The organism is Sphaerotilus mobilis (genome assembly GCF_004216565.1).
Classification (GTDB): domain Bacteria; phylum Pseudomonadota; class Gammaproteobacteria; order Burkholderiales; family Burkholderiaceae_C; genus Sphaerotilus; species Sphaerotilus mobilis.
Genome location: NZ_SGWV01000010.1, coordinates 216,483 through 242,927 on the forward strand (window position 1 = coordinate 216,483; position 26,445 = coordinate 242,927).

The 26,445-nt window shown below is 68.0% G+C and carries 26 protein-coding genes; 10 read left to right on the forward strand and 16 right to left on the reverse strand.

Annotation, left to right across the window (positions count from 1 at the left end; translation table 11 throughout):
* Window positions 1–99: 99 nt before the first annotated feature.
* Window positions 100–813 carry a transposase gene (locus EV685_RS13310; protein ID WP_130482528.1) on the reverse strand — a complete coding sequence of 238 codons (714 nt, stop codon included), beginning with the start codon at window positions 811–813 and terminating at the stop codon, window positions 100–102.
* A 138-nt stretch (window positions 814–951) separates the two neighbouring features.
* Here EV685_RS13310 and cysK point away from each other — a divergent pair, with 138 nt between their 5' ends.
* Window positions 952–1,875: a cysteine synthase A gene (gene cysK / locus EV685_RS13315; RefSeq protein ID WP_130482529.1), complete on the forward strand. Its 924-nt coding sequence runs from the start codon at window positions 952–954 to the stop codon at window positions 1,873–1,875.
* A gap of 9 nt (window positions 1,876–1,884) precedes the next feature.
* Here the strand turns inward: cysK and EV685_RS13320 are convergent, their stop codons facing one another.
* The 9 genes from EV685_RS13320 to EV685_RS13360 all read right to left on the reverse strand — a co-directional run bounded on the left by EV685_RS13320 (window position 1,885) and on the right by EV685_RS13360 (window position 11,916).
* The gene (locus EV685_RS13320) at window positions 1,885–3,084 is read right to left on the reverse strand and encodes a deoxyguanosinetriphosphate triphosphohydrolase (RefSeq protein WP_420820834.1); all 1,200 of its coding nucleotides are present in this window, start codon (window positions 3,082–3,084) and stop codon (window positions 1,885–1,887) included.
* Entirely contained in the window at window positions 3,077–4,165 is a 1,089-nt protein-coding gene (aroB, locus tag EV685_RS13325) for a 3-dehydroquinate synthase (RefSeq protein WP_130482530.1), read from the reverse strand. The genes EV685_RS13320 and aroB overlap by 8 nt, the downstream gene beginning before the upstream one ends.
* Window positions 4,166–4,173: 8 nt before the next feature.
* Window positions 4,174–4,716 carry a shikimate kinase gene (locus EV685_RS13330; protein WP_130482531.1) on the reverse strand — a complete coding sequence of 181 codons (543 nt, stop codon included), beginning with the start codon at window positions 4,714–4,716 and terminating at the stop codon, window positions 4,174–4,176.
* Window positions 4,717–4,887: 171 nt separating this feature from the next.
* A complete protein-coding gene (locus tag EV685_RS13335; protein WP_130482532.1) occupies window positions 4,888–6,591 on the reverse strand; it encodes an Ig-like domain-containing protein in 1,704 nt (567 codons plus the stop codon).
* Window positions 6,592–6,635: 44 nt separating this feature from the next.
* On the reverse strand, window positions 6,636–8,894 hold the full coding sequence (locus tag EV685_RS13340; protein ID WP_130482533.1) for a type IV pilus secretin PilQ: 2,259 nt from the start codon (window positions 8,892–8,894) through the stop codon (window positions 6,636–6,638).
* On the reverse strand, window positions 8,891–9,472 hold the full coding sequence (locus tag EV685_RS13345; protein ID WP_130482534.1) for a pilus assembly protein PilP: 582 nt from the start codon (window positions 9,470–9,472) through the stop codon (window positions 8,891–8,893). Before EV685_RS13345 ends, EV685_RS13340 begins: the two co-directional genes overlap by 4 nt.
* Window positions 9,472–10,197 (reverse strand): type IV pilus inner membrane component PilO, encoded by a 726-nt coding sequence (locus EV685_RS13350; RefSeq protein ID WP_130482535.1) that lies wholly within the window; start codon window positions 10,195–10,197, stop codon window positions 9,472–9,474. Before EV685_RS13350 ends, EV685_RS13345 begins: the two co-directional genes overlap by 1 nt.
* Before the next feature lie 13 nt (window positions 10,198–10,210).
* Window positions 10,211–10,840, reverse strand: a complete 630-nt coding sequence (locus EV685_RS13355; protein WP_130482536.1) for a PilN domain-containing protein — start codon at window positions 10,838–10,840, stop codon at window positions 10,211–10,213.
* Window positions 10,837–11,916, reverse strand: a complete 1,080-nt coding sequence (locus EV685_RS13360; protein WP_130482537.1) for a pilus assembly protein PilM — start codon at window positions 11,914–11,916, stop codon at window positions 10,837–10,839. Before EV685_RS13360 ends, EV685_RS13355 begins: the two co-directional genes overlap by 4 nt.
* Window positions 11,917–12,199: 283 nt before the next feature.
* Here EV685_RS13360 and EV685_RS13365 point away from each other — a divergent pair, with 283 nt between their 5' ends.
* The gene (locus tag EV685_RS13365) at window positions 12,200–14,563 is read left to right on the forward strand and encodes a penicillin-binding protein 1A (protein WP_130482538.1); all 2,364 of its coding nucleotides are present in this window, start codon (window positions 12,200–12,202) and stop codon (window positions 14,561–14,563) included.
* Window positions 14,564–14,578: 15 nt separating this feature from the next.
* Here the strand turns inward: EV685_RS13365 and cyaY are convergent, their stop codons facing one another.
* Complete coding sequence (cyaY, locus tag EV685_RS13370; RefSeq protein WP_130482884.1) at window positions 14,579–14,911, reverse strand: iron donor protein CyaY; 333 nt, start codon at window positions 14,909–14,911, stop codon at window positions 14,579–14,581.
* 130 nt (window positions 14,912–15,041) lie between these two features.
* Between cyaY and lptM the strand changes: the two genes are divergently transcribed.
* Together lptM and lysA are read left to right on the forward strand one after the other, a co-directional pair.
* Entirely contained in the window at window positions 15,042–15,185 is a 144-nt protein-coding gene (lptM, locus tag EV685_RS21205; RefSeq protein ID WP_275938352.1) for an LPS translocon maturation chaperone LptM, read from the forward strand.
* On the forward strand, window positions 15,182–16,456 hold the full coding sequence (lysA, locus tag EV685_RS13380) for a diaminopimelate decarboxylase (RefSeq protein ID WP_130482540.1): 1,275 nt from the start codon (window positions 15,182–15,184) through the stop codon (window positions 16,454–16,456). Before lptM ends, lysA begins: the two co-directional genes overlap by 4 nt.
* 13 nt (window positions 16,457–16,469) lie before the next feature.
* Here lysA and EV685_RS13385 read toward each other — a convergent pair whose 3' ends face one another.
* The 3 genes from EV685_RS13385 to EV685_RS13395 all read right to left on the reverse strand — a co-directional run bounded on the left by EV685_RS13385 (window position 16,470) and on the right by EV685_RS13395 (window position 19,760).
* Complete coding sequence (locus EV685_RS13385; RefSeq protein WP_130482541.1) at window positions 16,470–17,216, reverse strand: DUF3047 domain-containing protein; 747 nt, start codon at window positions 17,214–17,216, stop codon at window positions 16,470–16,472.
* 92 nt (window positions 17,217–17,308) lie between these two features.
* Window positions 17,309–18,547, reverse strand: a complete 1,239-nt coding sequence (locus EV685_RS13390; RefSeq protein ID WP_130482542.1) for a porin — start codon at window positions 18,545–18,547, stop codon at window positions 17,309–17,311.
* A 211-nt stretch (window positions 18,548–18,758) separates the two neighbouring features.
* Window positions 18,759–19,760 (reverse strand): porin, encoded by a 1,002-nt coding sequence (locus tag EV685_RS13395; protein ID WP_130482543.1) that lies wholly within the window; start codon window positions 19,758–19,760, stop codon window positions 18,759–18,761.
* A gap of 264 nt (window positions 19,761–20,024) precedes the next feature.
* Here EV685_RS13395 and coq7 point away from each other — a divergent pair, with 264 nt between their 5' ends.
* Window positions 20,025–20,672 (forward strand): 2-polyprenyl-3-methyl-6-methoxy-1,4-benzoquinone monooxygenase, encoded by a 648-nt coding sequence (gene coq7, locus EV685_RS13400; RefSeq protein ID WP_130482544.1) that lies wholly within the window; start codon window positions 20,025–20,027, stop codon window positions 20,670–20,672.
* Window positions 20,673–20,696: 24 nt separating this feature from the next.
* On the opposite strand, the gene EV685_RS13405 is transcribed toward coq7, so the two are convergent.
* Window positions 20,697–21,122 carry an OsmC family protein gene (locus EV685_RS13405; RefSeq protein ID WP_130482545.1) on the reverse strand — a complete coding sequence of 142 codons (426 nt, stop codon included), beginning with the start codon at window positions 21,120–21,122 and terminating at the stop codon, window positions 20,697–20,699.
* A gap of 436 nt (window positions 21,123–21,558) precedes the next feature.
* Here EV685_RS13405 and ilvA point away from each other — a divergent pair, with 436 nt between their 5' ends.
* Window positions 21,559–23,226, forward strand: a complete 1,668-nt coding sequence (gene ilvA, locus EV685_RS13410) for a threonine ammonia-lyase, biosynthetic (protein ID WP_130482546.1) — start codon at window positions 21,559–21,561, stop codon at window positions 23,224–23,226.
* Between the two features lie 64 nt (window positions 23,227–23,290).
* Complete coding sequence (locus EV685_RS13415; protein WP_130482547.1) at window positions 23,291–24,385, forward strand: nicotinate-nucleotide--dimethylbenzimidazole phosphoribosyltransferase; 1,095 nt, start codon at window positions 23,291–23,293, stop codon at window positions 24,383–24,385.
* A gap of 3 nt (window positions 24,386–24,388) precedes the next feature.
* On the opposite strand, the gene EV685_RS13420 is transcribed toward EV685_RS13415, so the two are convergent.
* The gene (locus EV685_RS13420; RefSeq protein ID WP_130482548.1) at window positions 24,389–25,003 is read right to left on the reverse strand and encodes a hypothetical protein; all 615 of its coding nucleotides are present in this window, start codon (window positions 25,001–25,003) and stop codon (window positions 24,389–24,391) included.
* A gap of 53 nt (window positions 25,004–25,056) precedes the next feature.
* On the opposite strand from EV685_RS13420, the gene gspG reads away from it, so the two are divergent.
* The 3 genes from gspG to gspI are packed head-to-tail and all read left to right on the forward strand — an operon-like array spanning window position 25,057 to window position 26,444.
* Window positions 25,057–25,536: a type II secretion system major pseudopilin GspG gene (gspG, locus tag EV685_RS13425; protein WP_130482549.1), complete on the forward strand. Its 480-nt coding sequence runs from the start codon at window positions 25,057–25,059 to the stop codon at window positions 25,534–25,536.
* Window positions 25,537–25,546: 10 nt separating this feature from the next.
* A complete protein-coding gene (locus tag EV685_RS13430) occupies window positions 25,547–26,083 on the forward strand; it encodes a pilus assembly FimT family protein (protein ID WP_338054451.1) in 537 nt (178 codons plus the stop codon).
* Entirely contained in the window at window positions 26,067–26,444 is a 378-nt protein-coding gene (gene gspI, locus EV685_RS13435) for a type II secretion system minor pseudopilin GspI (RefSeq protein ID WP_130482550.1), read from the forward strand. The genes EV685_RS13430 and gspI overlap by 17 nt, the downstream gene beginning before the upstream one ends.
* Window position 26,445: the final 1 nt, after the last annotated feature.

Consider the following 26,445-nt stretch of genomic DNA (forward strand, 5'->3'; position numbering starts at 1 on the left):
TGGGGTCAGACTCGATAAGTGGGGGTCGGAATATCCGCGTCCATTTAAATGGGGACAGATCAACGGCACCAGCAGGTGGCGATCGGGCCGGTGACGCACTCAGCCGACCGGGCCGCCGCCCCGTCCTGGTGCGCCGGGCGGTCGACCGCGGGGCCTGGGGACCAGCGGCCGGTCGGTCGAGCCGGCCAGATTGGCAAGAAACGCGCCCGACCCGAGCGGCCAGCCTTTCAGCAAGGCCGCTTCGACCTGTTGCTGCTGCGCGACCGGCAATGGCTCGTCGAGCAGGCGCTGCCAGGCCAGCTCCCGTTCGAAGGGCGTGTTGCCCAGCGCCCAGAACAGCGGGTGAGCGCTCACCACCGGGTCACCCAGGCGCCCCAGGTGATGGCCGGCACTCGACCACGGCCAGTCGGATGCCCGCATCACCAGCCCGGCGCGCTGCGGCGCCTGCTCGATGGCGCGGGCGGCAAGCAGCAGCCAAGGCTCGGGCTCGATCACGGTGGCGCGGAAACGGCCGTCCCACAAGGTGCCGGCGCGGCCATGGCGGCGGTTGTGGGCGCTCACGTAGCGTCGCCCCACGGCCTGCATCAGCTGGCTCAGGGCCTCGGCCGTCGGCGGCGTCAGCAGCAGCCGGACCTGGTCGTCGAGCAGCACATAGGCATGCACGACCACCTTGAGGTTGGCGGCCGCCTCGTGCAGCGCAGCGAGGTAGGCGCGCCGGTCGTCGGGATCGGCGAAGACCGGCGGGTGCGCCAGCCCGCGCTGCAGCACCAGGTGCGGCAGTCCGGCGAGGGCGAGTCGGGGCAGTCGAGCCATCGGGAAAACGTGTCAGGTTGCTGGCTCCAGACGGCCAACACGGCATTGTCCCGCCCCTGCGGCGGCAGGTCCTTGCGACAGAATCGGCGCGGCCGTGCCCCGCATCCGACGGGGCCGCCGTTTTGGAGACTCCGACCCATGCGCGCAGACAACGTCCTGGCCACCATCGGCCACACCCCGCACATCCGCATCAACCGCCTGTTTGGCGCTGGCGCCAACGTCTGGATCAAGTCCGAGCGCAGCAACCCCGGCGGCTCGATCAAGGACCGCATCGCCCTGGCCATGGTCGAGGACGCCGAAGCCAGCGGCGCGCTCAAGCCCGGCGGGACCATCGTCGAGCCGACCTCCGGCAACACCGGCATCGGTCTGGCCATGGTGGCGGCCGTCAAGGGCTACACCCTGGTGCTGGTGATGCCCGACAGCATGAGCCTCGAACGCCGCCGGCTGATGCTGGCCTACGGTGCGCAGTTCGTGCTGACCCCGCGCGAGAAGGGCATGAAGGGCGCGATCGAGAAGGCGCAGGAGCTGGTCGCGTCGACCCCCGGTGCCTGGATGCCGCAGCAGTTCGAGAACCCCGCCAACATCGCTGTGCACGTGCGCACCACGGCGCAGGAGATCCTGGCCGACTTTCCCGACGGCCTGGATGCGCTGATCACCGGCGTGGGCACCGGCGGTCACCTGAGCGGCTGCGCGCAGGTTCTGAAGGCGGCCTGGCCGGCGCTCCAGGTGTTTGCGGTCGAGCCGGCCGCTTCGCCGGTGATCAGTGGCGGCAAGCCGTCGCCGCATCCGATCCAGGGCATCGGCGCGGGTTTCATACCGAGCAACCTGCAGACCGAACTGCTCGACGGCGTCATCACCGTCGAAGCCGATGTCGCCAAGGACTACGCCCGACGCAGCGCGCGCGAGGAAGGCCTGCTGGTGGGCATCTCCAGCGGCGCGACGCTGGCGGCGATCGCCAAGAAGTTGCCGGAGCTGGGCGCCGGCGCGCGCGTGCTGGGCTTCAACTACGACACCGGCGAGCGCTACCTGTCGACGCCCGACTTCCTGCCGCAGGAAAGCTGACCGGGGCGCTCAGGCGGGCTGGCGGAACAGCCGCCGGCCCGTCAGCCGCTCGTGCTCGCGGATCGCGTAGCGGTCGGTCATGCCGGCGATGTAGTCGGCCACCGCCCGCTCGCGCAGTGGTGAGCCGGCGAAGTCGGCTGGCATCTCTTGCGGCCGCTCGACGTAGACCTCGAACAGCTCGGTGACGATGCGTTGCGCGGTCAGCGTCGTCTCCATCACCGCCGGATGGCGGTACAGCGCCTTGAACAGCAGCCGCTTCAGGTCGGTGCTGGCCGCACGCATGGCGGGGCTGAACTGCACCAGCGGCGCCATGGCGCGGGCGGCATCGGCATCGGCCGGGGCCTGCGCCTTCAGGGCGGCACCGGTCGCGTCGATGACGTCGTAGACCTGGGCCGACAACATGCGGCGCAGGATTTCGTAGAGCAGCCGGCGCGGCCGTGCCTGCTGCAGCGACGGGTGTTCGCGCAGGGCGGCCTCGCGGTGCACGCCCAGCAGCGGCAGCTCGCAGACCTGGTCGAGCGTGATCAGGCCGGATCTCACGCCGTCGTCGACGTCGTGGGCGTTGTAGGCGATCTCGTCGGCGAGGTTGGCCAGTTGCGCCTCCAGGCCGGGCTGGCTGCGCTCGATGAAGCGCCGGCCGATGCCACCGGGCTCGTGGCGCTCGATCCAGCGTGCCACCCGCAAGGGGCAATGCTTGAGGATGCCCTCGCGGGTCTCGAAGCTGAGGTTGAGGCCGTCGAAGTCGGGGTAGCGCTGCTCCAGCACATCGACCACCCGCAGGCTCTGCAGGTTGTGTTCGAAGCCGCCGTGTGGCGCCATGCAGGCATGCAGCGCGTCCTGGCCCGCGTGGCCAAAGGGCGTGTGGCCCAGGTCATGCGCCAGCGCGATGGCTTCAACCAGGTCTTCATGGAGACCCAGCGCCCGGGCGATCGAGCGGCCCAGTTGCGCCACCTCCAGCGTGTGCGTCAGCCGGGTGCGGAACAGGTCGCCCTCATGGTTCAGGAAGACCTGGGTCTTGTAGACCAGGCGCCGGAATGCGGTGCTGTGGACGATGCGGTCGCGGTCGCGCTGGAAGGCGTTGCGGGTTGGCGCGGCGGGCTCGGGGTGGCGTCGGCCGCGGCTCGAACGCGGGTCGCTGGCCCAGGTCGACAGGCGCCGGCCGGGGCCGGTCGAGCCTTGCAAGGACGACCGGCGCGGCGCCTCAGGCACAGGCCGCCGCGATGACGTCACGCACCAGCGCCTCGGGCGCGCCCTGCATGCGGGCGTGGCCCATGTGGTCAATGACGACGAAGCGGATCTCGCCGGCCTCGGCCTTCTTGTCGACCTGCATCAGCGCCAGGTAGCGCTCGGCACCCAGGTCGGGCGCGCGCACCGGCAGGCCGGCGGCGACGCAGATGCGGCGCATCCGGTCGACAAATTCGGCCGGCATCAGCCCCAGCCGGGCCGACAGGTCGGCGGCCATGACCATGCCGCAGCCGACGGCCTCGCCGTGCAGCCAGGCGCCATAGCCCATGCCGGCCTCGATCGCGTGGCCGAAGGTGTGGCCGAAGTTGAGGATGGCGCGGTTGCCGCTTTCACGCTCGTCGCCGCCGACGACCTCGGCCTTGATCTCGCACGACCGCGCCACGGCCCGTGCCAGCGCGGACGTGTCGCGCGCCATCAGCGCGGGCAGCTCGGCCTCGATCCAGTCCAGGAAGCTGGGGTCGGCGATCGGTCCGTACTTGATGACCTCGGCCAGGCCAGCCGACAGCTCGCGCGCGGGCAGCGTGGCCAGCGTGTCGAGGTCGCAGATCACCCGCACCGGCTGGTAGAACGCGCCGATCATGTTCTTGCCCAACGGGTGGTTGACGGCGGTCTTGCCGCCCACCGACGAGTCGACCTGCGCCAGCAGCGTCGTGGGCACCTGCACAAAGGGCACGCCGCGCATGTAGCAAGCCGCCGCGAAGCCGGTCATGTCGCCGACCACGCCACCGCCCAGCGCAACCAGCACGGTCTTGCGGTCGCATGCGGCACCCAGCAACGCATCGAAGATGAGGTTGAGCGTGGTCCAGTCCTTGTGCGCCTCGCCATCGGGCAGTTCGACGCTCAGCACGCGCGGGTAGTGCGCCGACAGGCCACGTCGCACGGTCTCGGCGTACAGCGGCGAGACGGTGGTGTTGGTCACGATGACGGCGGTGCTGGCCGCCGGCAAGCCTTGCCAAGTGCTTGGCGCGCCCAGCAGGCCGGTGCCGATCTGGATGTCGTAGCTGCGGTCGTCGAGCGCGACGCGCACGGTGGCATGAAGGTTCATCTGGGTGGTCAGGCGCGTGGGGTACGGGGCAGGACGCTGGACGGCACACGCTGCGGGTCGACCAGCCCGGCCAGCTCCAGCTGCATCAGCACCATGTTGATCAAAGTGGCCACCGACGGCCGCCCAGTCTCGATGACGAAGTGCGCCGTCTCGCGGTAGAGCGGGTCGCGGTCACGGAACAGCTCGCGCAGCTTGCGCAGCGGATCGGCCACTTGCAGCAAGGGCCGCTGGGTGTCGTGGCGCAGTCGCCGGAAGAGTTCCTCGGGCGTGGCTCGCAGGTAGACGACGGTGCTGCCTTCGCGCAGCGATTGCCGGTTGGCCTCGCGCAGCACGGCCCCACCCCCGGTGGCAATGATCTGCGGCGGCTGCGCGACGATGTCGGCGATGACCTGCTGCTCGATGTCGCGGAAGGCGGCTTCGCCTTCGCGCTCGAAGAAGGACCGGATCGAACAGCCCAGCCGCTGCTCGATCACATGGTCGGCATCGACAAAGGCCACCCCCAGCGCATGCGCCAGCTGCCGCCCGGCCGTGGACTTGCCGGCTCCAGGCATGGCGACGAGGCTGAGGGAGCGCTGGAGCGCCGCCGGTTCAGCCGCTGCCGCGTTGTCGGACGTGGGTGAAATCAATCTGCTTCTTGCCTCAAGGTGATCCCGACGATTGTCGCCTGAGCATCACCTTGCGATCGTTCGCGATCGCGTCACCCCGCTCCGAAGTGCGCGTCGTCAGTTCGGCGACGTGCACTCGACAGTGGGGGTGCGGGCCGGATCGCCAACACCATAGGGACTCACCTGGAACGACGGTGGTGTCGTGTTGGTGAATTCCTCAGCGGCCGCTCCAAGAACGCCGGTCCAGACAGCCCGACCTTCTGTGCCTGAAACACCGGCTGCAGAAACGAGGATCCGGTAGCTGACCCAGGTCGCCACGTTCTTCGGGTATTGGATTTGAAGGATGGCAGCACCACTCGAATCGGTTTCGCCGGTCCCGATCATGCTGATCGCGATGTCCGATTTGCGCGGATCGAGTTGCCCGTTCGAGTTCACATCCTCTCCCGACTCAAGCACAGCGTTTCGATTGATGTCCTCATTGGCGCAACTGGAGGACTGGTAACCGCCGGCGCCGGTATCCGTCGTCCAACTGCCTGGACGGACGTAGAAGCCCTTCGCATAGGACAGCAAATCGACCGAAGGCGTGATTCGAACGTTCGCCTTGGCTTGACCCGCTGCGTCGACCACCATCACCACGAAGCGCTTCACATAGGCCAGACCTGATGCACCCGTGGAGATCGTGTTGTCGGTTCCGATGGACACCGACAACGGCTCCGAGATCACGGTCAAGGTCGTGAGCGCAAAGGTCGAGCAGGAACCGGTTGCCGCAGCGGCATCGGTCAAGTAGTAGCACGCGCGGACGGTCACGCCATCGGTAGGACTGCTGCGGGTGCCTGGGATGTAGGCGGTCGTGGCGACTCCGTTGGAGTCGGAATAAACGACGTTGCTGCCTGTCGAAAGCGATCCGCCGATCGCGTTCACATCGTTGTTCAGATCGAATCGAACCCGGACATTCGAGATGGGCGTGTTGCCTGCACCCAGGAAAAGGGCCCGAACCTCTGAACGGTTGCTCGACGAACTGCTGTTGACCGACACCACGCTGGGACTCGACGTCACGGTGGCGGACGTGATGGTGTTGGTCACGGCAGGAATGCTGCCGCTGCCCGATTGCACGATCACGGTCTCGGTCCGGGAAACGCCGCCTGCGTTGGCGACGATGTCGACGTTTCCAGCGATCGCAGGCGCCGTGAAGGTGTACGAGAAGGCACCATTGTTGTCGGTGACACCGGAGCGCGAGGCCACACCTGTTCCCGAGACCGTGATCGGCAGCCCGACCATCGGATTGCTGTTGACGTCAAGGAGCTGGTAGTCGATTTGACCTGCGGCGCTTGGAGCCAGGACCGCCTGAAGGACGGTGGCCTTGAGCTGCGCACCGACCACGGTGAACGATGCAGAGCGGCTCACGCTGCCGCTTGTGGCGGTCACCGTCACGATGCGATTGGATCGATTGGTGCCGATGCTCACGGTGCCGGTGAGGGTTCCATTGGCGGCCGTCGTGCCACTCGACGTGACCACCACCGCTTCGTTGTCGACACGGACCGTGACAGGAACGCCTGTCATGGCCACTCGATTGGCATCGACTGCGGTGACTGTGACGCCAATGGTGGAAGCACCAGAGTTGCTCACGCTGGTCGAACTGAGTGTGACCAGCAGATCCGTTGCCGTGGCAGTGACCGCGGTGCCATCGCCTCCACCGGTCCCTGCCGTCGACCCATTCCCGAACGGCGAAGCACCGGAGTCACCCCCGCCGCCACCGCAAGCCGACAGTGCAGCCGCGAGCACAACGACCGTCGCCAGTCGGAATAGCGAAATCCCACGCATCAAATCTTCTCCCCGGAAATCTTATGCAGGCCGCGTTCCCTGGCTCAGCGCGTCAGCGCCGAATTCCTGTCCGTGATCACCTTCGGTGTCAGGAAGATCAGCAACTCGGTCTTGTTGGCCACCCGCGTCTTGTTGCGGAACAGCGCGCCCAGGTAGGGCAGATCGCCGAGCACCGGGACCTTGTTGATCGTGTCGGTTTCGGTGGTCTCGAAGATGCCGCCGATCACGACCGTGCCGCCGTTTTCGACCAGCACCTGCGTCTTGACATGCTTGGTGTTGATCGCGAAGCCGGCCGAGGTCTGCTGGCCGACGCTGTCCTTGTTGACGTCGACGTCCATGATGATGTTGCCCTCGGGCGTGATCTGGGGCGTGACTTCGAGCTTGAGCGTGGCCTTGCGGAAGGCGATCGACGGAGCGGTGTTCTGGTTGCCGCCGGTCTGGTAGGGCAGTTCGGTGCCCTGCTCGATCAGCGCCTTGACCTGGTCGGCTGTGACGACGCGCGGGCTGGAGACCAGCTTGCCCTTGCCTTCGGCTTCAAGCGCCGACAGTTCCAGGTTGAGGAAGCGGTTCGAGCTGGCACCGAACAGCGACAGCGCAAAGGTCGCCGCCGAGGCGCCACCCAGCGAGCTGGTGTTGGCCGGCAGGTTGACGAACTGCGAGTTCGCGTAGAGCGCACCGGTCGCCGATTGCAGCGTCGTGTCACCGATCGACGAGTAGTTGCCGCCCACCGCGACGCGGGTGTTGCCGCCCCAGCCCGGCGTGCCGCCGTTGACGCCGCGCAGGTCGGTCGCGCCGAGCTTGACGCCCAGCGTGCGGCCGAAGGTGTCGACCGCTTCGACGATGCGCGCCTCGATCATCACCTGGCGCACCGGCACGTCGATCTTGGCGATCAGCTGGGCGACCTCCTCCAGCTTGGAGGGGATGTCGGTGACGAAGAGCTGGTTGGTGCGGGTCTCGAACACCACGCTGCCACGCGCCGACAGGATCCGGGTGACGCCGCCCTGCTGGGCGCTGCTGCTGCCGGCCTGCTGGCCGGTCAGGCCCTTGGAGACTTCCTCGGACTTGGTGTAGTTGAGCTGGAAGCTCTGGGTGCGCAGGGGCTCCAGGTCGGCGATCTGCTTGCGCGACTCCAGCTCCTGCTTCTCCTTGGCGGCCAGCTCGTCCTTGGGCGCGATCCACAACACGTTGCCGGTCTTCTTCACGCCCAGGCCCTTGGCCTGAAGAATGATGTCCAGCGCCTGGTCCCAGGGGACGTCCTTCAGGCGCAGCGTGACGTTGCCGGTCACGGTGTCGCTGGTCACGACGTTGAAGTTGGTGAAATCGGCGATGACCTGCAGCAGCGAGCGGACCTCGATGCTCTGGAAGTTCAGCGACAGCTTGTCGCCGTTGTAGCCCGGCCCGGCGGTCAGCTTCTGCGGGTCGGCCTTCTGCGGCCGGACCTCCAGCACGAACTGGTTGTCGGTCTGGTAGGCGCTGTGTTCCCAGCTGCCACGCGGCTCCACCACCAGACGCACCCGGTCGCCGGTCTGGCTTGCGGCATAGGCCTGCACCGGCGTGCCGAAGTCGGTCACGTCCAGACGCTTGACGAGGTTGTCGGGCACGGTCGAGCGCAGGAATTCCACCACCAGGTTCTGGCCCTGCTGGCGGATGTCGACGCCCACCTGGCTGCTCGGCAGGTCGACCACGACGCGGCCGGAGCCGTCGCGGCCGCGACGGAAGTCGATGTCGCGGATGCGCTCGGGCGTGCTGTTCTGGCTGTCGGCGAAGTGGATGGCCTCGTTCGCCTTGGGGGCCGCAGCGGCCACCAGAGGCGCGGCCGCCGTGGTCGACGCCAGATTGGCGGCCAGCGGCACCGGGTCTAGCGTGACCAGCAAGGTCTTGCCGACCTGCTCGGTGCGGTAGCGGGTTGGCTGACGCAGGTTGAGCACGAGGCGCGTGCGGTCACCGGCCAGCGCCAGCGCATAGGAGCGCAGGTTGCCGAGGTTGACCTCTTGCGTGGCCCGCACGGTGCTGCCGTTGACGACGCCCAGCAGGTCCAGCGCGATGCGCGCGGGCGACTGCAGCACGAAGCCGCGCGGCGGATTCATCAGCGGTTCGTCGAGTTCGATGCGCAGCGTCTCGCTGCCACCTTGCTGGCTGCTGGTGATGGACTGGATGACGGTCTGGGCCTGGGCCGGCGTGACCAGCAGGGCCAGGGCGGCGACCGCGGCGAGGCTGCCGAAGCTCGACACCAGCCCCGCCAGCAGGGCCCGGCTGCGGGCGCGCCACGCGTCGGGCCGCGTATGGGTTGCGACGGTACTCATCGACTTCTCTCCTGGGCGCGTTCCTGCAGCGTGAGGGTGCTCATGCGTTCGACCCACTCGCCGAGCGCGTCCTGCACGATCTCACGCAAGGTGATCTCGGTTTCGGTGATGCGGGTGATGCGGCCGTAGTTCTGGCCGATGTAGTCACCCACCTTGATCTGGTAGAGCAGGTTGTCGGCCCGCAACAAGGCATGGGGACGGCCGCTGCGCACCACGCTGCCAACCATGGTGAGGTTGTCCAGCGGATAGGCCTCCAGCGGCTCGCGGCGCCGGTTCATCTCGGCGGCCAGCAGCGAGTTGGGCTGGCGGGTCTCCTGCTTGAGGGCGACCTGCAGCTTCTGCATGCTGAAGGGCTCGACGTCGCGAACGGCCATGTAGGGCTGCGGATCGAACTTGCGCGGCGGCAGCAGCGGCGGCACGCGCGGCTTGGCCTCGCGGCGCTCCTGGTCCATCCAGTCCTGCAGTTCCTGGTGCGGATCGCCGCAGGCGCTCAGCAGCAGCGAACTGCCAACCGCCGCCAGCAGGGCCAGCGAGGCGGCACGCAGCCGCCGTTGATCGATGCGGGGGCGCGCGCTCATCACTTGCCTCCCCCGGCTTTCTTGGCGTCCGCTGCGGCGCGGCGGCGCGATTCGACCTCGGCCGGGTCGAGATAGCGGTAGGTCCGGGCGGTGGCCTCCATCGCCAGCTGCCCGCTGCCGACGCCAGGCGCCGAGGAGGTCGTGATGCCCGGCTGGGTCGGCGACATGATGTTGAGGTTGTGCAGCGTGACGATGCGCGAGAGGTTGGCGATGTCCGCCGCGAAGGCGCCGATGTCGTGGTAGCGACCACTCACCCGCAGCGCGATCGGCAGTTCGGCGTAGTAGTCCTTGACCACCACCTGGCCGGGGCGGAACAGCTCGAACTGCAGCCCTCGGCCGAGGCCGGCCTGGTTGATGTCCGACAGCAAGGCATCCATCTCGGCCTTGCCGGGCAGCTGGCGTTCCAGCTGGGTCACGTATTCCTGGACCTGAAGCTTCTGCTTGCGCAGCTCGTCGAGGTTGATGGCCTGGGCGAGCTTGCCCTTGAACTCGTCCTTGAGCTGCTGCTCGCGGGCGCTTTCGGCGGACAGCTCGTCCATCACGCCCGACAGCATCGCGAACCAGATCAGCAGCACCACGAACAGGGCGACGACCACGCCAGCGGCCAGCTTGGGCAGCAGGGGCCACTGGCCGGGCTCGTTGAGGTTGAGGCCGCGGAACTGCGAGCGGACCTGCGCGAGCGTGCTCTCCAGGTCGAAGTTGGCGTTCTGGCGCGAGGTGGCCATGGTCTTGTCTCCCTCAGGACGCCGAAGCCGCGCGGGCCGGCACGGACGCCGCCTCGCCCGGACGCGGCGCCGCTTCCTGGTCCTGCGGCCGCTTGAGGGTCAGGCGGACCGCGAAGTCGAAGGTGCGCTTCGGGTCGCGCACATTGGCGGCCTGCGCACTGGCCTTGATCTCGACCAGCTCCGGACGCTCCAGCCAGGCCGAGTTGTAGGCGGTGTTGCGCAGGAACTCCGAGACCCGCTCATTGGTCTGTGCGATGCCGGACACGGCCACCGACTGGCCCTCCTGACGCACCGTTGTCAGGTAAACGCCCTCGGGCGTGCGGGCCGCGAGTTCGTTGAGCAGGTGCACGGGCATGTTGCGGTCGATCTGGAAGTCCTCGACGACCTTCTGGCGCGCCTTGAGGGCTTCAATCTCGGACTTCAGCGAGGCGATGTCCTTGATCTGGACCTCAAGCCGCTTGATCTCGGTCTGCAGGAACTCGTTGCGCGACTGCTGGGCCCGCATCATCTCCATCAGCGCGAGGTAGCCGATGCCGGCCAGCAGCAGGCCGACGATGCCCGCCATGACCATGCCGGCGTAGAAGGCCTGCTTGCGCCGGCGTCGCCGCTCCTCGCGGTGCGGCAGGAGGTTGATGAGGATCATTGCAGGAACCTCCGCATCGCCAGCCCGCATGCGGTCAGGTAGGCAGGCGACTCGCGCCGCAGCTTGGACTCGCGCACGGAGCCACCGAGCTTCATGCCCTCAAAGGGGTTGACCACCATCGACGCGAAGCCGGTCAGCTCGGTCACGCGGTCCTTCAGGCCGGGCAGCGTGGCGGTGCCGCCCGACAGCATCACGTAGTGGACGCGGTGGTGCGGCGTGCTGGTGAAGAAGTACTGCAAGGCCCGGCCGATCTCCTGCGAGAGGCTGTCGACAAAGGGCGCGAGCAGCGAGCTCTCGTAGTCCTCGGGCAGGTCACCGGCCAGCTTCTTGGTCTCGGCTTCCTCGAAGGACAGGCCGTACTGGCGCGAGATCAGCTGCGTGAGCTGTGCGCCACCGAAGGCCTGGTCGCGGTCGTAGAGGATCTCGTTGTCGCGCAACACCTTGAGGCTGGTGGTGTCCGCACCGATCTCGAACAAGGCCACCAGCGCGTCACGGCCCTCGTTGGGCAGCGCCGCGATGACACGGCCGATGGCCGAACGCGAGGCGTTGGACTCGATGTCGAGCACGACCGGCTTGAGACCGGCCGCTTCGGCCAGACCCTGGCGGTCCTGGACACGGTCCTTGCGGGATGCGGCGATCAGCACCTCGACGTCGCCGACCTGGTCGGGACTCGGGCCGATCACGCAGAAATCGAGGCTGACCTCGTCCAGCGAGAACGGGATGTACTGGTTCGCCTCGGCCTCGACCTGGATCTCCATCTCCTCCTCGCGCAGACCGCCAGGCAGGATGATCTTCTTGGTGATCACGGACGACTGCGGCATCGCCATCGCCACGTTCTTGGTCTTGGTGCCGCTCTTGAGAACGACCTTGCGGACCGCCTCGGCGATCTCGTCGAATTTTTCGATCTGGCCGTCGGTGATCCAGCCCTTCTCGAAAGATTCGCTGGCAAATCGTTCGACCACATATTCGCCGGAGGCGGTCTGCCCCAGCTCGACGAGCTTGACGCCTGAAGAGCTGATGTCCAGTCCGATCAGCGACGCATGCTTGCGACCCAAAAGGATGTCGAGAACACTCACGCGCTTCCCCAATGACGGACCATCCACCCATGGCGGACAGTTAATAACTTACTTCAATGCTAGCAACAAAGTCGTTGACGCACAAAGATTTTTCCGGATTCCGGGTCTGCCCCGAGTTGCGCTGCGCCGACGCGGACGAGCCAACCCAAGCGGTGTGCAGATTGTCACGTCTGCCAACGGAAACCAAGCGTGAGAAGCGTATCCCGGGCTGCGCATTTCGGGGTCATGGCCCTTCCTATAATCGCCCTCCCCTGCCAGTCCAGCCCCGCCCCGGGGCGCCCTCATGAGCGACTCCTCGCCCGCACCGTCGCCCGCTCCCGCGCCACCGGCAGGCTCGCGCCGCCGCCCACCCCGCAGCCTCTTGCTGCGCATCGCGGCCTGGACGGTCGGCCTGATCGGCGCCGGTGCGCTGGTCGTGGCGATGCTGCTGGGCATCGCGCTGGCGACGGCCTACCCCAACCTGCCCGAGATCCGCAGCCTGGTCGACTACCGGCCCAAGCTGCCGATGCGCATCTACTCGGTCGAAGGCGTGCTGCTGGGCGAGTTCGGCGAGGAACGCCGCAACTACCTGACCATCGACGAGATCCCCAAGGTGATGCAGGACGCGGTGCTGTCCATCGAGGACTCGCGCTTCTATGAGCACGGCGGCATCGACTACCGGGGCGCCCTGCGCGCGGCCATCGGCAACCTGCGCGAGGTCCGCAGCCAAGGCGCGTCGACCATCACCATGCAGGTCGCGCGCAACTTCTACCTGTCGACCGAGAAGACGCTGACGCGCAAGATCTACGAGATCTTGCTGTCCTTCAAGATCGAGGCCGCGCTGAGCAAGCGCCAGATCCTCGAGGTCTACATGAACCAGATCTACCTCGGCCACCGCGCCTACGGCTTCGCGGCGGCCAGCGAGATCTACTTCGGCAAGCCCTTGAAGGACGTGACGATCGCCGAGGCCGCCATGCTGGCCGGCCTGCCCAAGGCGCCGTCGGCCTACAACCCGCTGAGCAATCGCCAGCGCGCCGAACAGCGCCAGCGCTACATCGTCGAGCGCATGCTGGAGAACGGCCACATCACCGCCGCCCAGCGTGACCAGGCGCTGGCCCAGACGCTGCGCTACCACGCCCAGCGCGACGAGAGCGCACACGCCGAGTACGTCGCCGAGGCCGCCCGCCAACTGGTCCATGCCCAGTACGGCGACGACGCCTACACACGCGGCCTGAACGTCTACCTGTCGGTGCGAGCCGGCGACCAGAACGCCGCCTACAAGGCACTGCGCCGGACCATCCTCGACTTCGAACGCCGCAAGCCCTACCGCGGCCCCGAGGCCACCGTCGACCTGCCCACCGACAAGCGCGCACTGGACACCCGGGTGGCAGAAGCGCTGGAAGACCACCCCGACAACGACGATCTGCTGGCCGCCGTGGTCACCGAGGCGGGTCCGAAGAAGGTGGTCGCGATGCTGCAGACCGGCGAGAGCATCACCATCACCGGCGACGGCCTGCGCAGCGCCGCCAGCGGCCTGGGCAGCAACGCGCGGCCACAGGTCCAGATCCGACCGGGCGCGGTGATCCGCGTCATGCAGGACACGAAGAAGGTCTGGTCGATCGGCCAGCTTCCACAGGTTGAAGGGGCCTTCGTGTCGGTGGACCCGAACACCGGCGAGATCCGTTCGATGGTCGGCGGCTTCGACTACGTCAAGAACAAGTTCAACCACGTGACGCAGGCCTGGCGCCAGCCGGGATCGAGCTTCAAGCCCTTCATCTACTCGGCCGCGCTGGAGAAGGGGATCGGCCCGCAGACGGTCGTCGACGACGCCCCGCTGTTCTTCGACGCCGACGCCACCGGCAGCCAGCCCTGGGAACCGAAGAACTACGACGGCACCTTCGAAGGCCCGATGCCGCTGCGTCGCGCACTGGCGAAGTCCAAGAACATGGTCTCGATCCGGGTGCTGCAGAACATCGGCCCGGACTACGCACAAGGCTGGATCAGCCGCTTCGGCTTCGAACCCGACAAGCACCCGGCCTACCTGACGATGGCGCTGGGCGCCGGCACCGTCACGCCGCTGCAGATGGCCACCGGCTACGCGGTCTTTGCCAACGGTGGCTACCGGGTCGCGCCGATGCTGATCAACCGCATCACCGACAACCGCGGCAAGGTGCTGAGCCAGTCCCAGCCCGTGCCACTGGACGAGTCGATGCGAGTCATCGACGCCCGCAATGCCTTCGTGATGAGCAGCCTGATGCAGGAGGTCACGCGCAGCGGCACCGCCGCGCGCGCCCAGGCCACGCTCAAGCGCAGCGATCTGTACGGCAAGACCGGCACGACCAACGACTCGAACGACGCCTGGTTCGCCGGCTATCAGCCCAGCCTGGTGGCGGTGGTCTGGATCGGCTATGACCAGCCGCGCAAGCTGGGCGACCGCGAGACCGGCGGCGGCCTGGCCCTGCCGGCCTGGATCGACTACATGTCCTACGCGCTGCGCAACGTGCCGGTCAGCGAGATCGCGCCAACGCCCGGTCTGCTGCAGTTCAACGGCGACTGGGCTTATGAGGAGTTCGGCGCGATGGTCAACCGCATCGAGGACAGCCCGAACAGCGCGGGCGCGGCGGCCTCCGAAGAGCGCCGCAGCATCATGGACCTGTTCAAGAACTGAGGTCCGGGGCCGGCCTCAGGCCGGCTCGAAGCGCAGCGCCTTGCCGGCCTGCGCGCTGGCCTGGATCGACAGCAGCTCGAAGAACTCGGCGCCGCTGCGGGTGTCCAGCCAGCGGCCTTCGACGTGGCGGAAGTGGTAGCCGCCGGCCCGCGCCGCCAACCAGATTTCCTGCAGCGGTGGCTGGGTGTTGATGATCAGCTTGCTGCCCCCGGGCATGCTCAGTTCGAGCAGGCCGCCGGTGCGGTGGGCGTCGATGTCGACCACGTCCTCGTCCAGCCAGCGATCGACGCAAGCCTCGATCGCGGCGAGCGCCGCGCCCGATCGGCTGCGGTAGTCGGCATCGCTCAATGGCGTGGCGGCGGGGACGGTCGGCAAGGTCATGGTCGCTAGAATTCCGGTGATGTTTTCAAGACGTCAAACGAGTTTAGCGCCGGGGTTCCGGGGCTGGATTCACCCTTCCAGGCTGTCCCTGACCACCGTGCTGACAGTGCTGACCGTGCTGGCGATGCTCGCCGGCTGCGGCCAGAAGGGCCCGCTGCAACGCCCGGCCGACGCCGCCGCAGCGAGCGCCGCCGCCGCCTCCGCTCCCACCCGAACCACCGCCCCCCGAACCGCACCATGACCCTGCCCGGCGCTCCCTACCTGTCCCGTCGCGACGGCCAGCTCACCCTTGAGGACGTGGCGCTCGACGCACTGGCGCACGAGTTCGGCACCCCCCTCTACGTCTACTCGCAGGCCGCCATGTTGGGTGCGCTGGCGGGCTACCAGCGCGCGCTGGCCGGCCGGCCGCACCTGGTCTGCTATGCGATGAAGGCCAATTCCAACCTGGCCGTGCTGCAGACCTTTGCCCGCGCCGGCTGCGGCTTCGACATCGTCTCTGGCGGCGAGTTGCAGCGTGTGATCGCGGCCGGTGGCGACGTCGCCAAGGTCGTGTTCTCCGGCGTCGGCAAGACCCGCGCCGAGATGAAGCAGGCGCTTGAGGCCGGCGTGCGCTGCTTCAACGTCGAGAGCGAACCCGAGCTGGAGGCACTGTCTGCGGTCGCCACCGCCATGGGCCGCATCGCGCCGGTCAGCTTGCGCGTCAACCCGGACGTCGATGCCGGCACCCACCCCTACATCTCCACCGGCCTGAAGGGCAACAAGTTCGGCGTGGCGCACCAGCGCGCGGTCGAGGTCTACCGCCATGCCGCCTCGCTGCCGGGCCTGGCGGTGCGTGGCATCGACTGCCACATCGGCTCGCAGCTCACCGAGGTCGCGCCCTTCCTGGACGCGCTGGACCGCGTGCTCGACCTGGTCGAGGCGATCGAGGCCGCCGGCATCCCCATCCACCACATGGACCTGGGCGGCGGCCTGGGCATCACCTACACGGACGAGACGCCACCGGCCGCCGATGCGCTGCTGGGCGCGCTGCTGGCACGCATCGATGCGCGCGGCCACGGCCACCGCGAACTGGTGTTCGAGCCGGGCCGTTCGCTGGTCGGCAATGCCGGCGTGCTGCTGACCGAGGTGCTCTACCTCAAGCCCGGCGAGACCAAGAACTTCTGCATCGTCGACGCGGCCATGAACGACCTGATGCGGCCGGCCATGTACGAGGCCTGGATGGGCATCGTGCCCTGCGCGGAACGCAGCGGCGGCGACGTGAAGACCTGGGACGTCGTCGGCCCGGTCTGCGAATCCGGCGACTGGCTGGGCCGCGACCGCGCGCTGGCGGTGCAGCCGGGCGACACGCTGGCCATCGTCTCGGCCGGCGCCTACGGCATGTCCATGGCCAGCAACTACAACACCCGCGGCCGTGCCGCCGAGGTGATCGTCCAGGGCGCTCGGGCCCGGCTGGTGCGCGAGCGCGAGACCGCCGCGCAGCAGTTCGCCGGCGAACGCCTGCTCGAGGACTGAGCCGGCGTCGGCCTCAGTCCAGCAACCTGCCGTCGGCGGCGGTCAGCTGGATGGGGCCGTAGTAGGCCTCGCTGCGGCCCTGGGTGTTGTCGGCATCGGTCATCACGGCCACGCCGATCAAGGTGCCCGGCTCCTCGCCATAGAGGCGCCGGAAATCGGCGGCGATGTCGCGCTGGTAGTCGAGCCAGCGGCTCAGGCGTTTCGGGCCCGACTCCAGCACCAGCTTGCGAATGCGGTCGGTGCGCGAGGCGTGGATCACGCTGTCGACCGGCGCACGGTTGTCCCACACGTACATCAGCGTCGCATAGGGCGGACGCTCGCCCGTCAGGGTCTCGGCCAGGTCGAACAGCATGCGGTCGCGCAGGCCCAGCCGGGCATGGTCGCCATCAAAGGCCAGCACGATGCGCACGGGTGCATCTTCGGCATCGCGGTCGCTCAGGTCGGCCTCGGGGATCAGGCCCGGCACCTTCCAGCTGAACCGCAGCTGCCCCAGATCGGCCGGCGCCACGTTCACCTTGCGCCGCCACATGCTGGCCGAACGGTCGGCGCTGGCATGCAGGCAGGCCCGATCCCCTTCGCGAGCGGCCAGGTAGCGCGTGTGACGCTTGCCGGGCAGCGGCACGCCCTGCCAGTCGGGGCCGAAGCCGGCGGCCAGGGCGGGGTCGGTGGGCGGCGCCGGCGTTGACGCGGGAGGCGTCGCACAGCCGGCCAGCCAGAACGCCAGCAGCAGGCAGGGGAACAGAGCGAATACACGGGACATGGATCGGGTCGGGCAAGGAAAAGGCCGCACAGGGCGGCCCGGGTTCAGGCAGTTCGTGAAGGGCCCGCAAGGTCGGGGCCCGCGCGGATGTCTCAGAAGCGGTGGCGCAGACCGATCGCTACGTTGTTGGAATCGGTGCCAGCCGACTTCGTGAAGCCGCCAAGGAAGCCAGCACCGCCGGGGGCGGCTTGGGCAAGGTCCTTGTTGTCGAAGTGGGCCAGGACCAGGTTGATGTCGGTGCGCTTGGTCAGGGCGTACGTCCACGTGACGCCGTAGGACATCACGTCGGCATTCGAGGACCGTTGGTCGTCGAACAGGCTGATCGCGGCGGTGGAGGTGAGGTCCCCGGTCTTGAGGGAATAGCCGACGTTGTAGAGCCGCGCGTCCTGGCGCAGGGCGTTGATGTAAGCCGACTGGACGAGGTTGCCTTGCGCGGCGCTTGCGCCACCTGCCTGCAACAGCGCGCTGATGCCCGAAAGCCCAGCCGGGTTGTCATCGACGATCTGGCCCAGCAACACCGACGCCGTGCCCGGCCCGATGTCGGCGGTCGCGCCCAGCACGGTCGACTTCAGGGCCTTGTCGCCCAGCTCGTTGTTGCGTTCGTTGTAGCCGAAGCCGACCGAATAGCCGGTGCCGCGGTAGATCGCGTTGACACCGACCAGCCGGTTGGCGTCCTTGGGCGTGATGGTCTCGAAGGTCACCATGGCCGCAGCGGAGAAACCACCCAGCTGGATGCGGTAGGCCACCGAGTCGCTCATGCGGATCTCGACACCCGCCGGCACGGCGCTGACCTGGCCGGCGGACAGGCTGGACTGGGTCTTGGTGGCGTCGAAGTTGGCGAACACTTCGTAGGCCGGCGTGTACTGCCGGCCCGCCAGCACGGCACCGACTGGCGTCACCAGGGCCGCAAAGGCCTGGCGATCGAACAAGGCATTGTTGGTGTTCACGCCGATGCGCGAGGCGAGCGTGGCCGCCACGCCGGTCACGGCAGGCTGAAGTGCGCCGGGCAGCCCCAGAAGATCCGCCCGGGCCAGGCGGTCGGGCGCTTGCAGCCCGGATGCCGGACGATTCCCCAGGTTGCCGTCATCGAGTTCGAAGCGGTTCTCCAGGGTGAACAAGGCGCGCCAGCCACCCCCGAAGTCCTCGTTGCCGCGCAGGCCGAAACGGGAGCCGTCCATGATGCCGCTGGCCAGGCGTTGGGTGGTGTTGTTCGTGCCCGTGACGAAATTCAGGCCGGCATCGGCCACGCCATAGAGCTCGACCGTAGAGGCCGTTTGGGCTTGCACACCGGCAGCGGACACGAGCGCGAGAGGAAGCAGGAGCTTTTTCATGGAGGCTTTCACTTACAAAAGAACGATCGTTCTATTTTGTCGATGCCGCTCCGGTTCTTGGGGGGCTTGTTGCCCCGCTTCCACACCCGGTTTCCCTAGGTCCTGTTTCGCACGGTCTTGCTGCGGACGAAAAAAAAAACAGACGGCAGAGCCGTCTGTTTTCGAATCGCTGATCAGCTCCGCAGCGGGCTTGCGCCCGCTGCAAGCGTCATCAGAAGCTGTGGCGGACGCCGACGGCCAGGGTCGTGGCGGTCTTGGCGGTGGTGGCACCGGCAGCGTTCTTGGTCGTGGTGTTGTTGGTGGCAGCATAAGCGCGGGTGCGCTTGGACAGGTCGTAGTAACCGGTCAGCACGATGCCCGAACGCTTGCCGTTGTCGGCACCAGCGGCGGTTTCCGAGTCAGCCGTGGCATAGCCAAAGCCAACAGCGGCGTTCGCGCCGATGGGAGCGGACACGCCCAGTTGGACTTCCGAGTCCTGCAGGACCGTGTTGTCAGCCTTGTTGAAGCCAGCGTTGAGCTTCACCACGCCCAGATCGTAGGAACCGGCGATCAGGGTGTACTTGGTGGTGACGGCGGCAACCTTCTCGGCTTGGTAGCCGACGCCAGCCAGGATCGGGCCCATGGCGAACTTGACGTGCAGGCTGGTTTGGCTCGAAGCGTTGACCGTGGCGGTCTTGTTCTCACCCAGGCCGTACGACAGCGAACCGCTCACGCCGCCCATCGTCGGCGAGTCGTAGCGCAGCGTGTTGTTGGTGCGACCGGCGTAGTCGGCAACACCGAAGCCCCACACCGAACCGGTGACGGCCACGCCAGCGTCAAACGCGTGGTTGGTCGCGCCGCGCAGCGAGTCATAAGAGGTGTACTGACGGCCGGCAGTGACCGAACCGAAGTCGCCTTCGACGCCAGCGTAGGCTTGACGACCGAACATCGTGGCGCCGTTGGCGACGTTGCCGTCGTCAATGGTGAAGCCGCTTTCGAACTGGAACTTGGCCTTCAGGCCGCCACCCAGGTCTTCCACGCCACGCAGGCCCCAACGGTTGCCGTTGTAGCCGCCGCCGTTCTGGACGGTCTGGCTCAGCTTGACGCCGGCAGCATCGGTCGTGCTCGTCGAACCAACCCAGAAGTCGGCCACGCCGTACAGGGTCACCGACGACTGGGCGAAAGAAGCGCCGGAAGCAGCCAGAACGGCCAGAGCGATCAGGGACTTTTTCATCAAGAATCTCCTAGGGGACAGGATTGAGGAACCGCAAGCAGGGAGGCGTCGAACCGCCTAACCTTGACCCGCTACGGCCAACCTCCGTGTTGGAAGTTGTGTTCATTCCAACAGACGCCCGAAGTCCTTGCCAACCCGTACTACCCACAACAGGGGCAACTCGTTGTCCGAGTGCAACATTCGATTTCAACACGCGCCGCACGCCCTTGAAAGGGGCACGACGCAAGATGACGCCCTGATGTAACCCGTCGCTTCGAGTCCTTCATGATGCAAACAAGAGACACCCTGGACCGCGTGCTCGGCACGCTCGACATCGGCCTGCGCACGGTGTGGGGCCACCACCACGCACACCGCGCCCGCCCGGAAGACACCGGACCGGCTGTTGACGAGGTGGCGATGACCGAGGCCGAGCGCACGCTGGCCGGTGCGCTGATGCGGGTCAACCACGTCGGCGAGGTGTGCGCACAAGCGCTCTACAACGCGCAGGCGCTGGCCACGCCGGACGCCGACCTGCGGGCTCATTTCGATGCGGCGGCGGCCGACGAGGTCGACCACCTGGCCTGGACCGAGCAGCGCATCCGCGAACTGGGCGCGCGCCCGTCGGTGCTGAATCCGCTCTGGTATGCCGGCGCCTTCGCCATCGGGCTGGCCGCCGGGCGCATGGGACGACAAGCCAGCTTGGGCTTCGTGATCGAGACCGAACGCCAGGTCGAGCAGCACCTGCAAAGCCACCTCGATCGCCTGCCGGTGCAGGACCGCAGCTCGCGGGCCATCGTCACGCAGATGCGCGACGACGAGGCCCGTCACGCCACCGAAGCGCAAGACGCCGGGGGCCTGCGCCCGCCGCCGCCGGTGCGCTGGCTGATGCGGGCGGCGGCCAAGGTCATGACGACCGCCGCGCACCGGATCTGACCCGGCCGGGAAGACGAACGAGGATCAGGCCTCGTTCACCACCTCGACCTTGACCTCAATCTCGGCCGTCTTGGCGAGCATGGCGGTGGCCGAGCAGTACTTGTCGTGCGACATCTGCACCGCACGCTGCACGGCGGTCTCGGGCAGGTTCCTGCCGGTGACGACAAAGGTCATGACGATGCGGGTGAAGACCTTGGGGTCGACCTCGGCCCGGTCGGCGTTGACCTTGACCTGGCAGCCGCTGATGGCGTGCCGGCCGCGCTTGAGGATCAGCACCACGTCATAGGCTGCGCAGGCACCGGCGCCGGCCAGCAGCGTCTCCATGGGTCGTGGCGCGAGGTTGCGGCCGCCGCCCTCGGGCGCGCCGTCCATCGTCAGCAGGTGTCCGCTGCCGGTCTCGGCGGAGAAGGCCATGCCGTTGGACGGCATCCAGTTGATCGTGCATTCCATGGTGGTCGGTCGGCGACGGCGCGCGCAGTGGTGTTGACGAAAGGTTGAAAAGGGCTCGTCGGATTGTCACCGCGCCCCTGCGCCGATCTCTAGCGCATCGGGCCAGACCGTGCCGGACGTCATGCCTTGCGCGCCGAACAGGCAGGGGAATTCGTCCGTTCACGTTGCATCGCACCAATTGCCACGCATAGAATCGACGCCAAGGAACGCAAAAGGCAAGCCGCCGAAAAAAGTCAATCAAGGGCTGCCCGCATGTCGGTTGATTCCGACAGGTTTCCACCCGTTGTCTCCTCCACCCTCCTCAAAAAAGGTGGATTAAGCCCAAGGCCTCTGGTCTTGGGCTTTTTTTCTGGGCGCTCGTCAGCCCCTGGGTGTGCAGAGGGCCTCACTTATGATCGGCGCCCCCTTCGACACGCCGCCTCAGCCGGCCCCGACCATGCCTTCCGCGCGCAAGACCTCCGCACCGTCCACCCCTTCCGTGACGACGTCCAAGGCCCCTGCGAAGAAGATTGCCCGGAAGGTGGTGGCGAAGTCGCCAGCCAAGACCTCCGCCAAGGCGGCAGCGGCGAAGGTCGAGGCCGCCAAGGTCGCATTGGCCAGCACCTACCTGCAGCGCATCCTCAACGCCAAGGTCTATGACGTGGCGCACGAGACCGAGCTGATGCCGGCGCAGAACCTGTCGGCGCGCATCGGCAACCGGGTGCTGCTCAAGCGCGAGGACAACCAGCCCGTCTTCAGCTTCAAGCTGCGCGGCGCCTACAACAAGATGGCCCACCTGACGCGCGAACAGTTGGCGCGCGGCGTCATCTGCGCCTCGGCCGGCAACCACGCCCAGGGCGTGGCGCTGGGTGGGCAACGGCTGGGTTGCCGCGCTGTGATCGTCATGCCGACGACCACGCCGGCGGTCAAGATCGACGCGGTGCGCGCCCGGGGTGGCGAGGTGCTGCTGCACGGCGAGAGCTACTCGGATGCCTACGAGCACGCGCTCGGCGTGGCGCGCGAGCAGGGTCTCACCTTCGTGCACCCCTTTGACGACCCGGACGTGATCGCCGGCCAGGGCACCATCGGCATGGAGATCCTGCGCCAGCACCAGGGCCCCATCCACGCGGTGTTCGTGGCGATCGGCGGCGGCGGCCTGATCTCGGGCGTGGCGGCCTACCTCAAGGCGGTGCGCCCGGAGATCAAGGTGATCGGCGTGCAGACCACCGACTCGGACGCGATGGCCCGCTCGGTCGAGGCCGGCAAGCGCGTGCGGCTCAACGATGTCGGCCTGTTCTCGGACGGCACTGCGGTCAAGCAGGTCGGCGAGGAGACCTTCCGCGTCGCCCGCGTGCTGGTCGACGAGTTCATCCGCGTCGACACCGATGCGGTCTGCGCGGCCATGAAGGACGTGTTCCAGGACACCCGCTCGGTGCTGGAGCCCGCTGGCGCGCTCGGCGTGGCGGCGATCAAGCAGTACGTCGAACGCACCGGCATCCGCGACGAGACGCTGGTGGCGATCACCTGCGGCGCCAACATGAACTTCGACCGGCTGCGCTTCGTGGCCGAGCGGGCCGAGGTCGGCGAGGCCCGCGAGGCGCTGTTCGCGGTGACGATCCCCGAGGAGCGCGGCTCCTTCAAGCGCTTCTGCGAGCTGATCGGCCCGCGCAGCGTGACCGAGTTCAACTACCGCATCTCAGACGCCAGCCAGGCCCACATCTTTGTCGGACTGAGCCTGAGCAAGCCGGGCGAATCGGCCGAGATCGGCGAGCTGTTCGCGCGCCACGGCTTCGGTGCCATCGACCTGAGCCACGACGAGCTGGCGGCTGACCACATCCGGCACCTGGTGGGCGGGCACTCGCCGCTGGCGGCCGATGAGCGGCTGTTCCGCTTCATCTTCCCGGAGCGTCCGGGCGCGCTGATGCGCTTCCTCTCCAGCATGCACCCGGGCTGGAACATCAGCCTGTTCCACTACCGCAACCAGGGCGCCGACTACGGCCGCATCCTGGTCGGCATCCAGGTGCCGAAGTCGGACCGGTCAAAGTTCCGTCAATTCCTGGACACGCTGGCCTATCCCTGTGTCGAGGAAACCGACAACCCGGTGTACCGTCTCTTTCTGCGCTGAAAACGGCGCGCCCGCGCCATGACTGCGGCGCGTCCGCACCCGCCCTGCCGACCCGAGACGAGCCATGTTCACCGAGACCACGCCCCTGGTGGCGCCCACCCAGCGACCGTCGCTGGAGCAGGCGTTGCGGCTCAAGCTGCAGCGCCGCTCCGCGCTGGGCGGGCACATGGGCGAGCTGGAACCGCTGGCGGTGCGGCTGGGCCTGATCCAGAACGCCCTGCGCCCGCGCCTGCGCCAGCCGCAGCTGCTGGTCTTCGCCGGCGACCACGGCCTGGCGGTGGACGTGTCCTCGCCGCAGCACCGCAGCACCGCGCAGACGGTCGACGACATCGTCAACAACCGGGTGCCGCTGCCCGTGCTGGCGCACCGCCAGGGCCTGACGCTCAACGTGGTCGACGGCGGGCTGACGACGCCGTTGCGCATCCAGCCCGGCGTGATGGCCCGCAAGATCGCCCACGGCACGCGCAACTGCCGGGTGGCCCAGGCGATGACGCTGGACCAGCTCAACGCCGCCATCCGCGCCGGCATGGAGATCGCCGATGCCTTGCCGGGCAATGTGCTGGGTTGCGCCGGTCTTGGCGTCGGCTCGGTCGAGGCGGCTGCCCTGCTGATCTCGCGCATCACCGGCATGCAGCTGCGCACCATCCTGAACGCCGGCGACCGCATGCCGTCGATGACGCTGGAGCACCTGATGGTGGTGCTGCAGGCAGCCCAGTCACGCCACGGCCAGGTCGAGGACCCGGTCGAGGCGCTGGCCGCCTTCGGTGGTTTCGAGACCGCGATGATGGTCGGCGCGCTGCTGAAGGCGGCGGAGAAGCGCCACCTGATCCTGATCGACGGCATCGTCGCCTGTGCCGCGTTGATCGTGGCCACGCACATCGCCGGGCCAGTGGCCGACTACTGCGTGTTCTGCCGCAGCACCGACCACGCCGGGCTGGACGCCGTGCTGGGCGGCTTCAAGAGCACGGCCCTGCTGACGCTGGGCATGGACAGCCTGGACGGCACCGGCATCGCGGTCAGCTGGCCGCTGGTGGCCAGCGCGGCTTCGCTATTGAGCGATGTCACCGATGGTCCTGAGCCGGTCACGCTGACCGAGGAAGCGGCCGATGTGGTGCTTCAGGCCGCCGTGCGCGACTTCATCAACCTGCCCGAACGCTGACGCTCAGCGCGGCGGGTTCTGAGGTGGCGGGGGCGGCGCGGCCACATCGCCGCCGGGCTGCACCGGCGCACCACCTTCGCCCAGCACCACGACTGGCGAGGGCGCGCCCTCGGGGGGCGGCGTGACCAAGGGGGCCGCGCGCGCTGCCGGGTTGGCGGCGATCGCCGGCGCGCCCAGCGCGCCGGTCAAGGGCTCGGCGGGCAAGGGCAGGTCCAGCACCGCCACGGCGGTGCCACCCAAAGGTCCGATGTGGACCAGGCGCTGGCTCACCGACTGAACCACCCACTGGTCGGTCACCGGGCTGCCCACCGCGACCATCCGGGTCGGCAGGCCGTCGACCGACAGCATCGCCCAGCCAGCACGACCCTCGGCACCGGCGACCACGCCCAGCAGCTTGAAGCGGCTTGCCGCTGCGGCCTGCTCTGCCGGCGCCGCTGCGGCACCGTCGGACGGATTTGCAAACAATCGCAAGATGTCACCTCGGCTGGACTGCTCCATGCCGATGGTGCGGACCTGATCGGGCAGGCCCTGAGGTGCCACGCCCAGGCGCAAACCCCAGAAGACGACGCTGCCCGCGAGGATTGCCCAGACCAGCCAGGCTGTGGTACGTGCTGCCATGTTGCGACCATTATGATGGACGGTTCCCCGACGATGGACTCAAGAACGCCACGATGACTGCAACCTTTCAGAAGTTCACGACTACACACCGCACAGGGGCACACCGCACAGTGGCACGCCAGCTCATCCGGCGTGGCTTCACCCTGATCGAGTTGATGGTGGTGCTGGTCATCATCGGCGTGCTGGCCGCGCTGGTTGTGCCCAATGTGCTGGACCGGGCCGATGACGCCCGCGTGACCGCCGCCCGCACCGACATCGGCAACCTGATGCAGGCGCTCAAGCTCTACAAGCTTGACAACCAGCGCTACCCGACGGGCGAACAGGGCCTGCAAGCCCTGGTGGCACGGCCCTCGGCCGGCCCGAACCCGCCGAACTGGAAGCCCTATCTGGAGAAGCTGCCCAACGATCCCTGGGGCCGCCCCTACCAGTTCGCCAACCCGGGTGTGAAGGGCGAGATCGACGTGTTCTCCTTCGGCGCGGACGGTCAGGCCGGCGGCGAGGGCAAGGACTCGGACCTCGGCTCGTGGCAGTGAGCCTGCGCCCGTGATCCCCCGTGGCGAGGCCGGCTCGGCGCGACGCCGGACCGCCGCCAGCCGTGGCTTCACCCTGCTGGAGCTGATGATCGTGGTGGCGCTGATCGCGGTGGCCAGTGCGGTCGCCAGCCTGGCCTTGCCGGACCCGGCCTCGTCCCGCCTCGAACGGGAAGCCGCTCGCCTGGCGACGCTGCTGGAGGCCGGCCGGGCCCAGTCCCGCGCCCTCGGTCTGCCGGTGCGCTGGTCGCCCGGACCGTCGACCGGCCGCGACGCCGCCGGCGTGATCGCCGATCCGGCCAAGCCCCCTGAGGCCTTCCACTTTGACGGCTTGCCTGCCAACCACGGCCTGCCACTGCGCTGGCTAGAGCCCGATGGCGAGGCGCCGCAGGTCGGCCTGCCCGAGCGCCAGTCGTGGATCCCGCTCGGGCCCGAGCCGGTGATCGGCCCGCAGCGCGTGGTGCTGAGCCTGGGCCAGCGCCGCATCGCGGTGGCCAGCGACGGCATCGGCCCTTTCCGCGTGGAGCCCGACGATGCGACGCCGCGCTGACCCGGCACGGCCACGCGGCCTGACCTTGATCGAGGTGCTGGTCGCGCTGGCCATCGTCGCCATCACGCTGGCCGCCGGGCTGAAGGCCTCGGCCGCGTTGACCGCCAACACGCAGCGTCTGGCCGATGTGCTGGCCGCCCAATGGTGCGCCGACAACATGCTCACCGAGCTGCGCCTGACGCGTCAGTTCCCGCCGGTCGGCGACAGCGACTTCGCCTGCGAGCAGCTCGGCACCGGCTACCGCGGCCAGCTGGTGGTGCGGCCCACGCCGAATCCGAACTTCCGCCGCGTGGACGCGCGTGTCGGCGATCCGCAGGGCCAGCCCATCCTGCAGCTCACGACCATCCTGCCGCGCCTGTGAC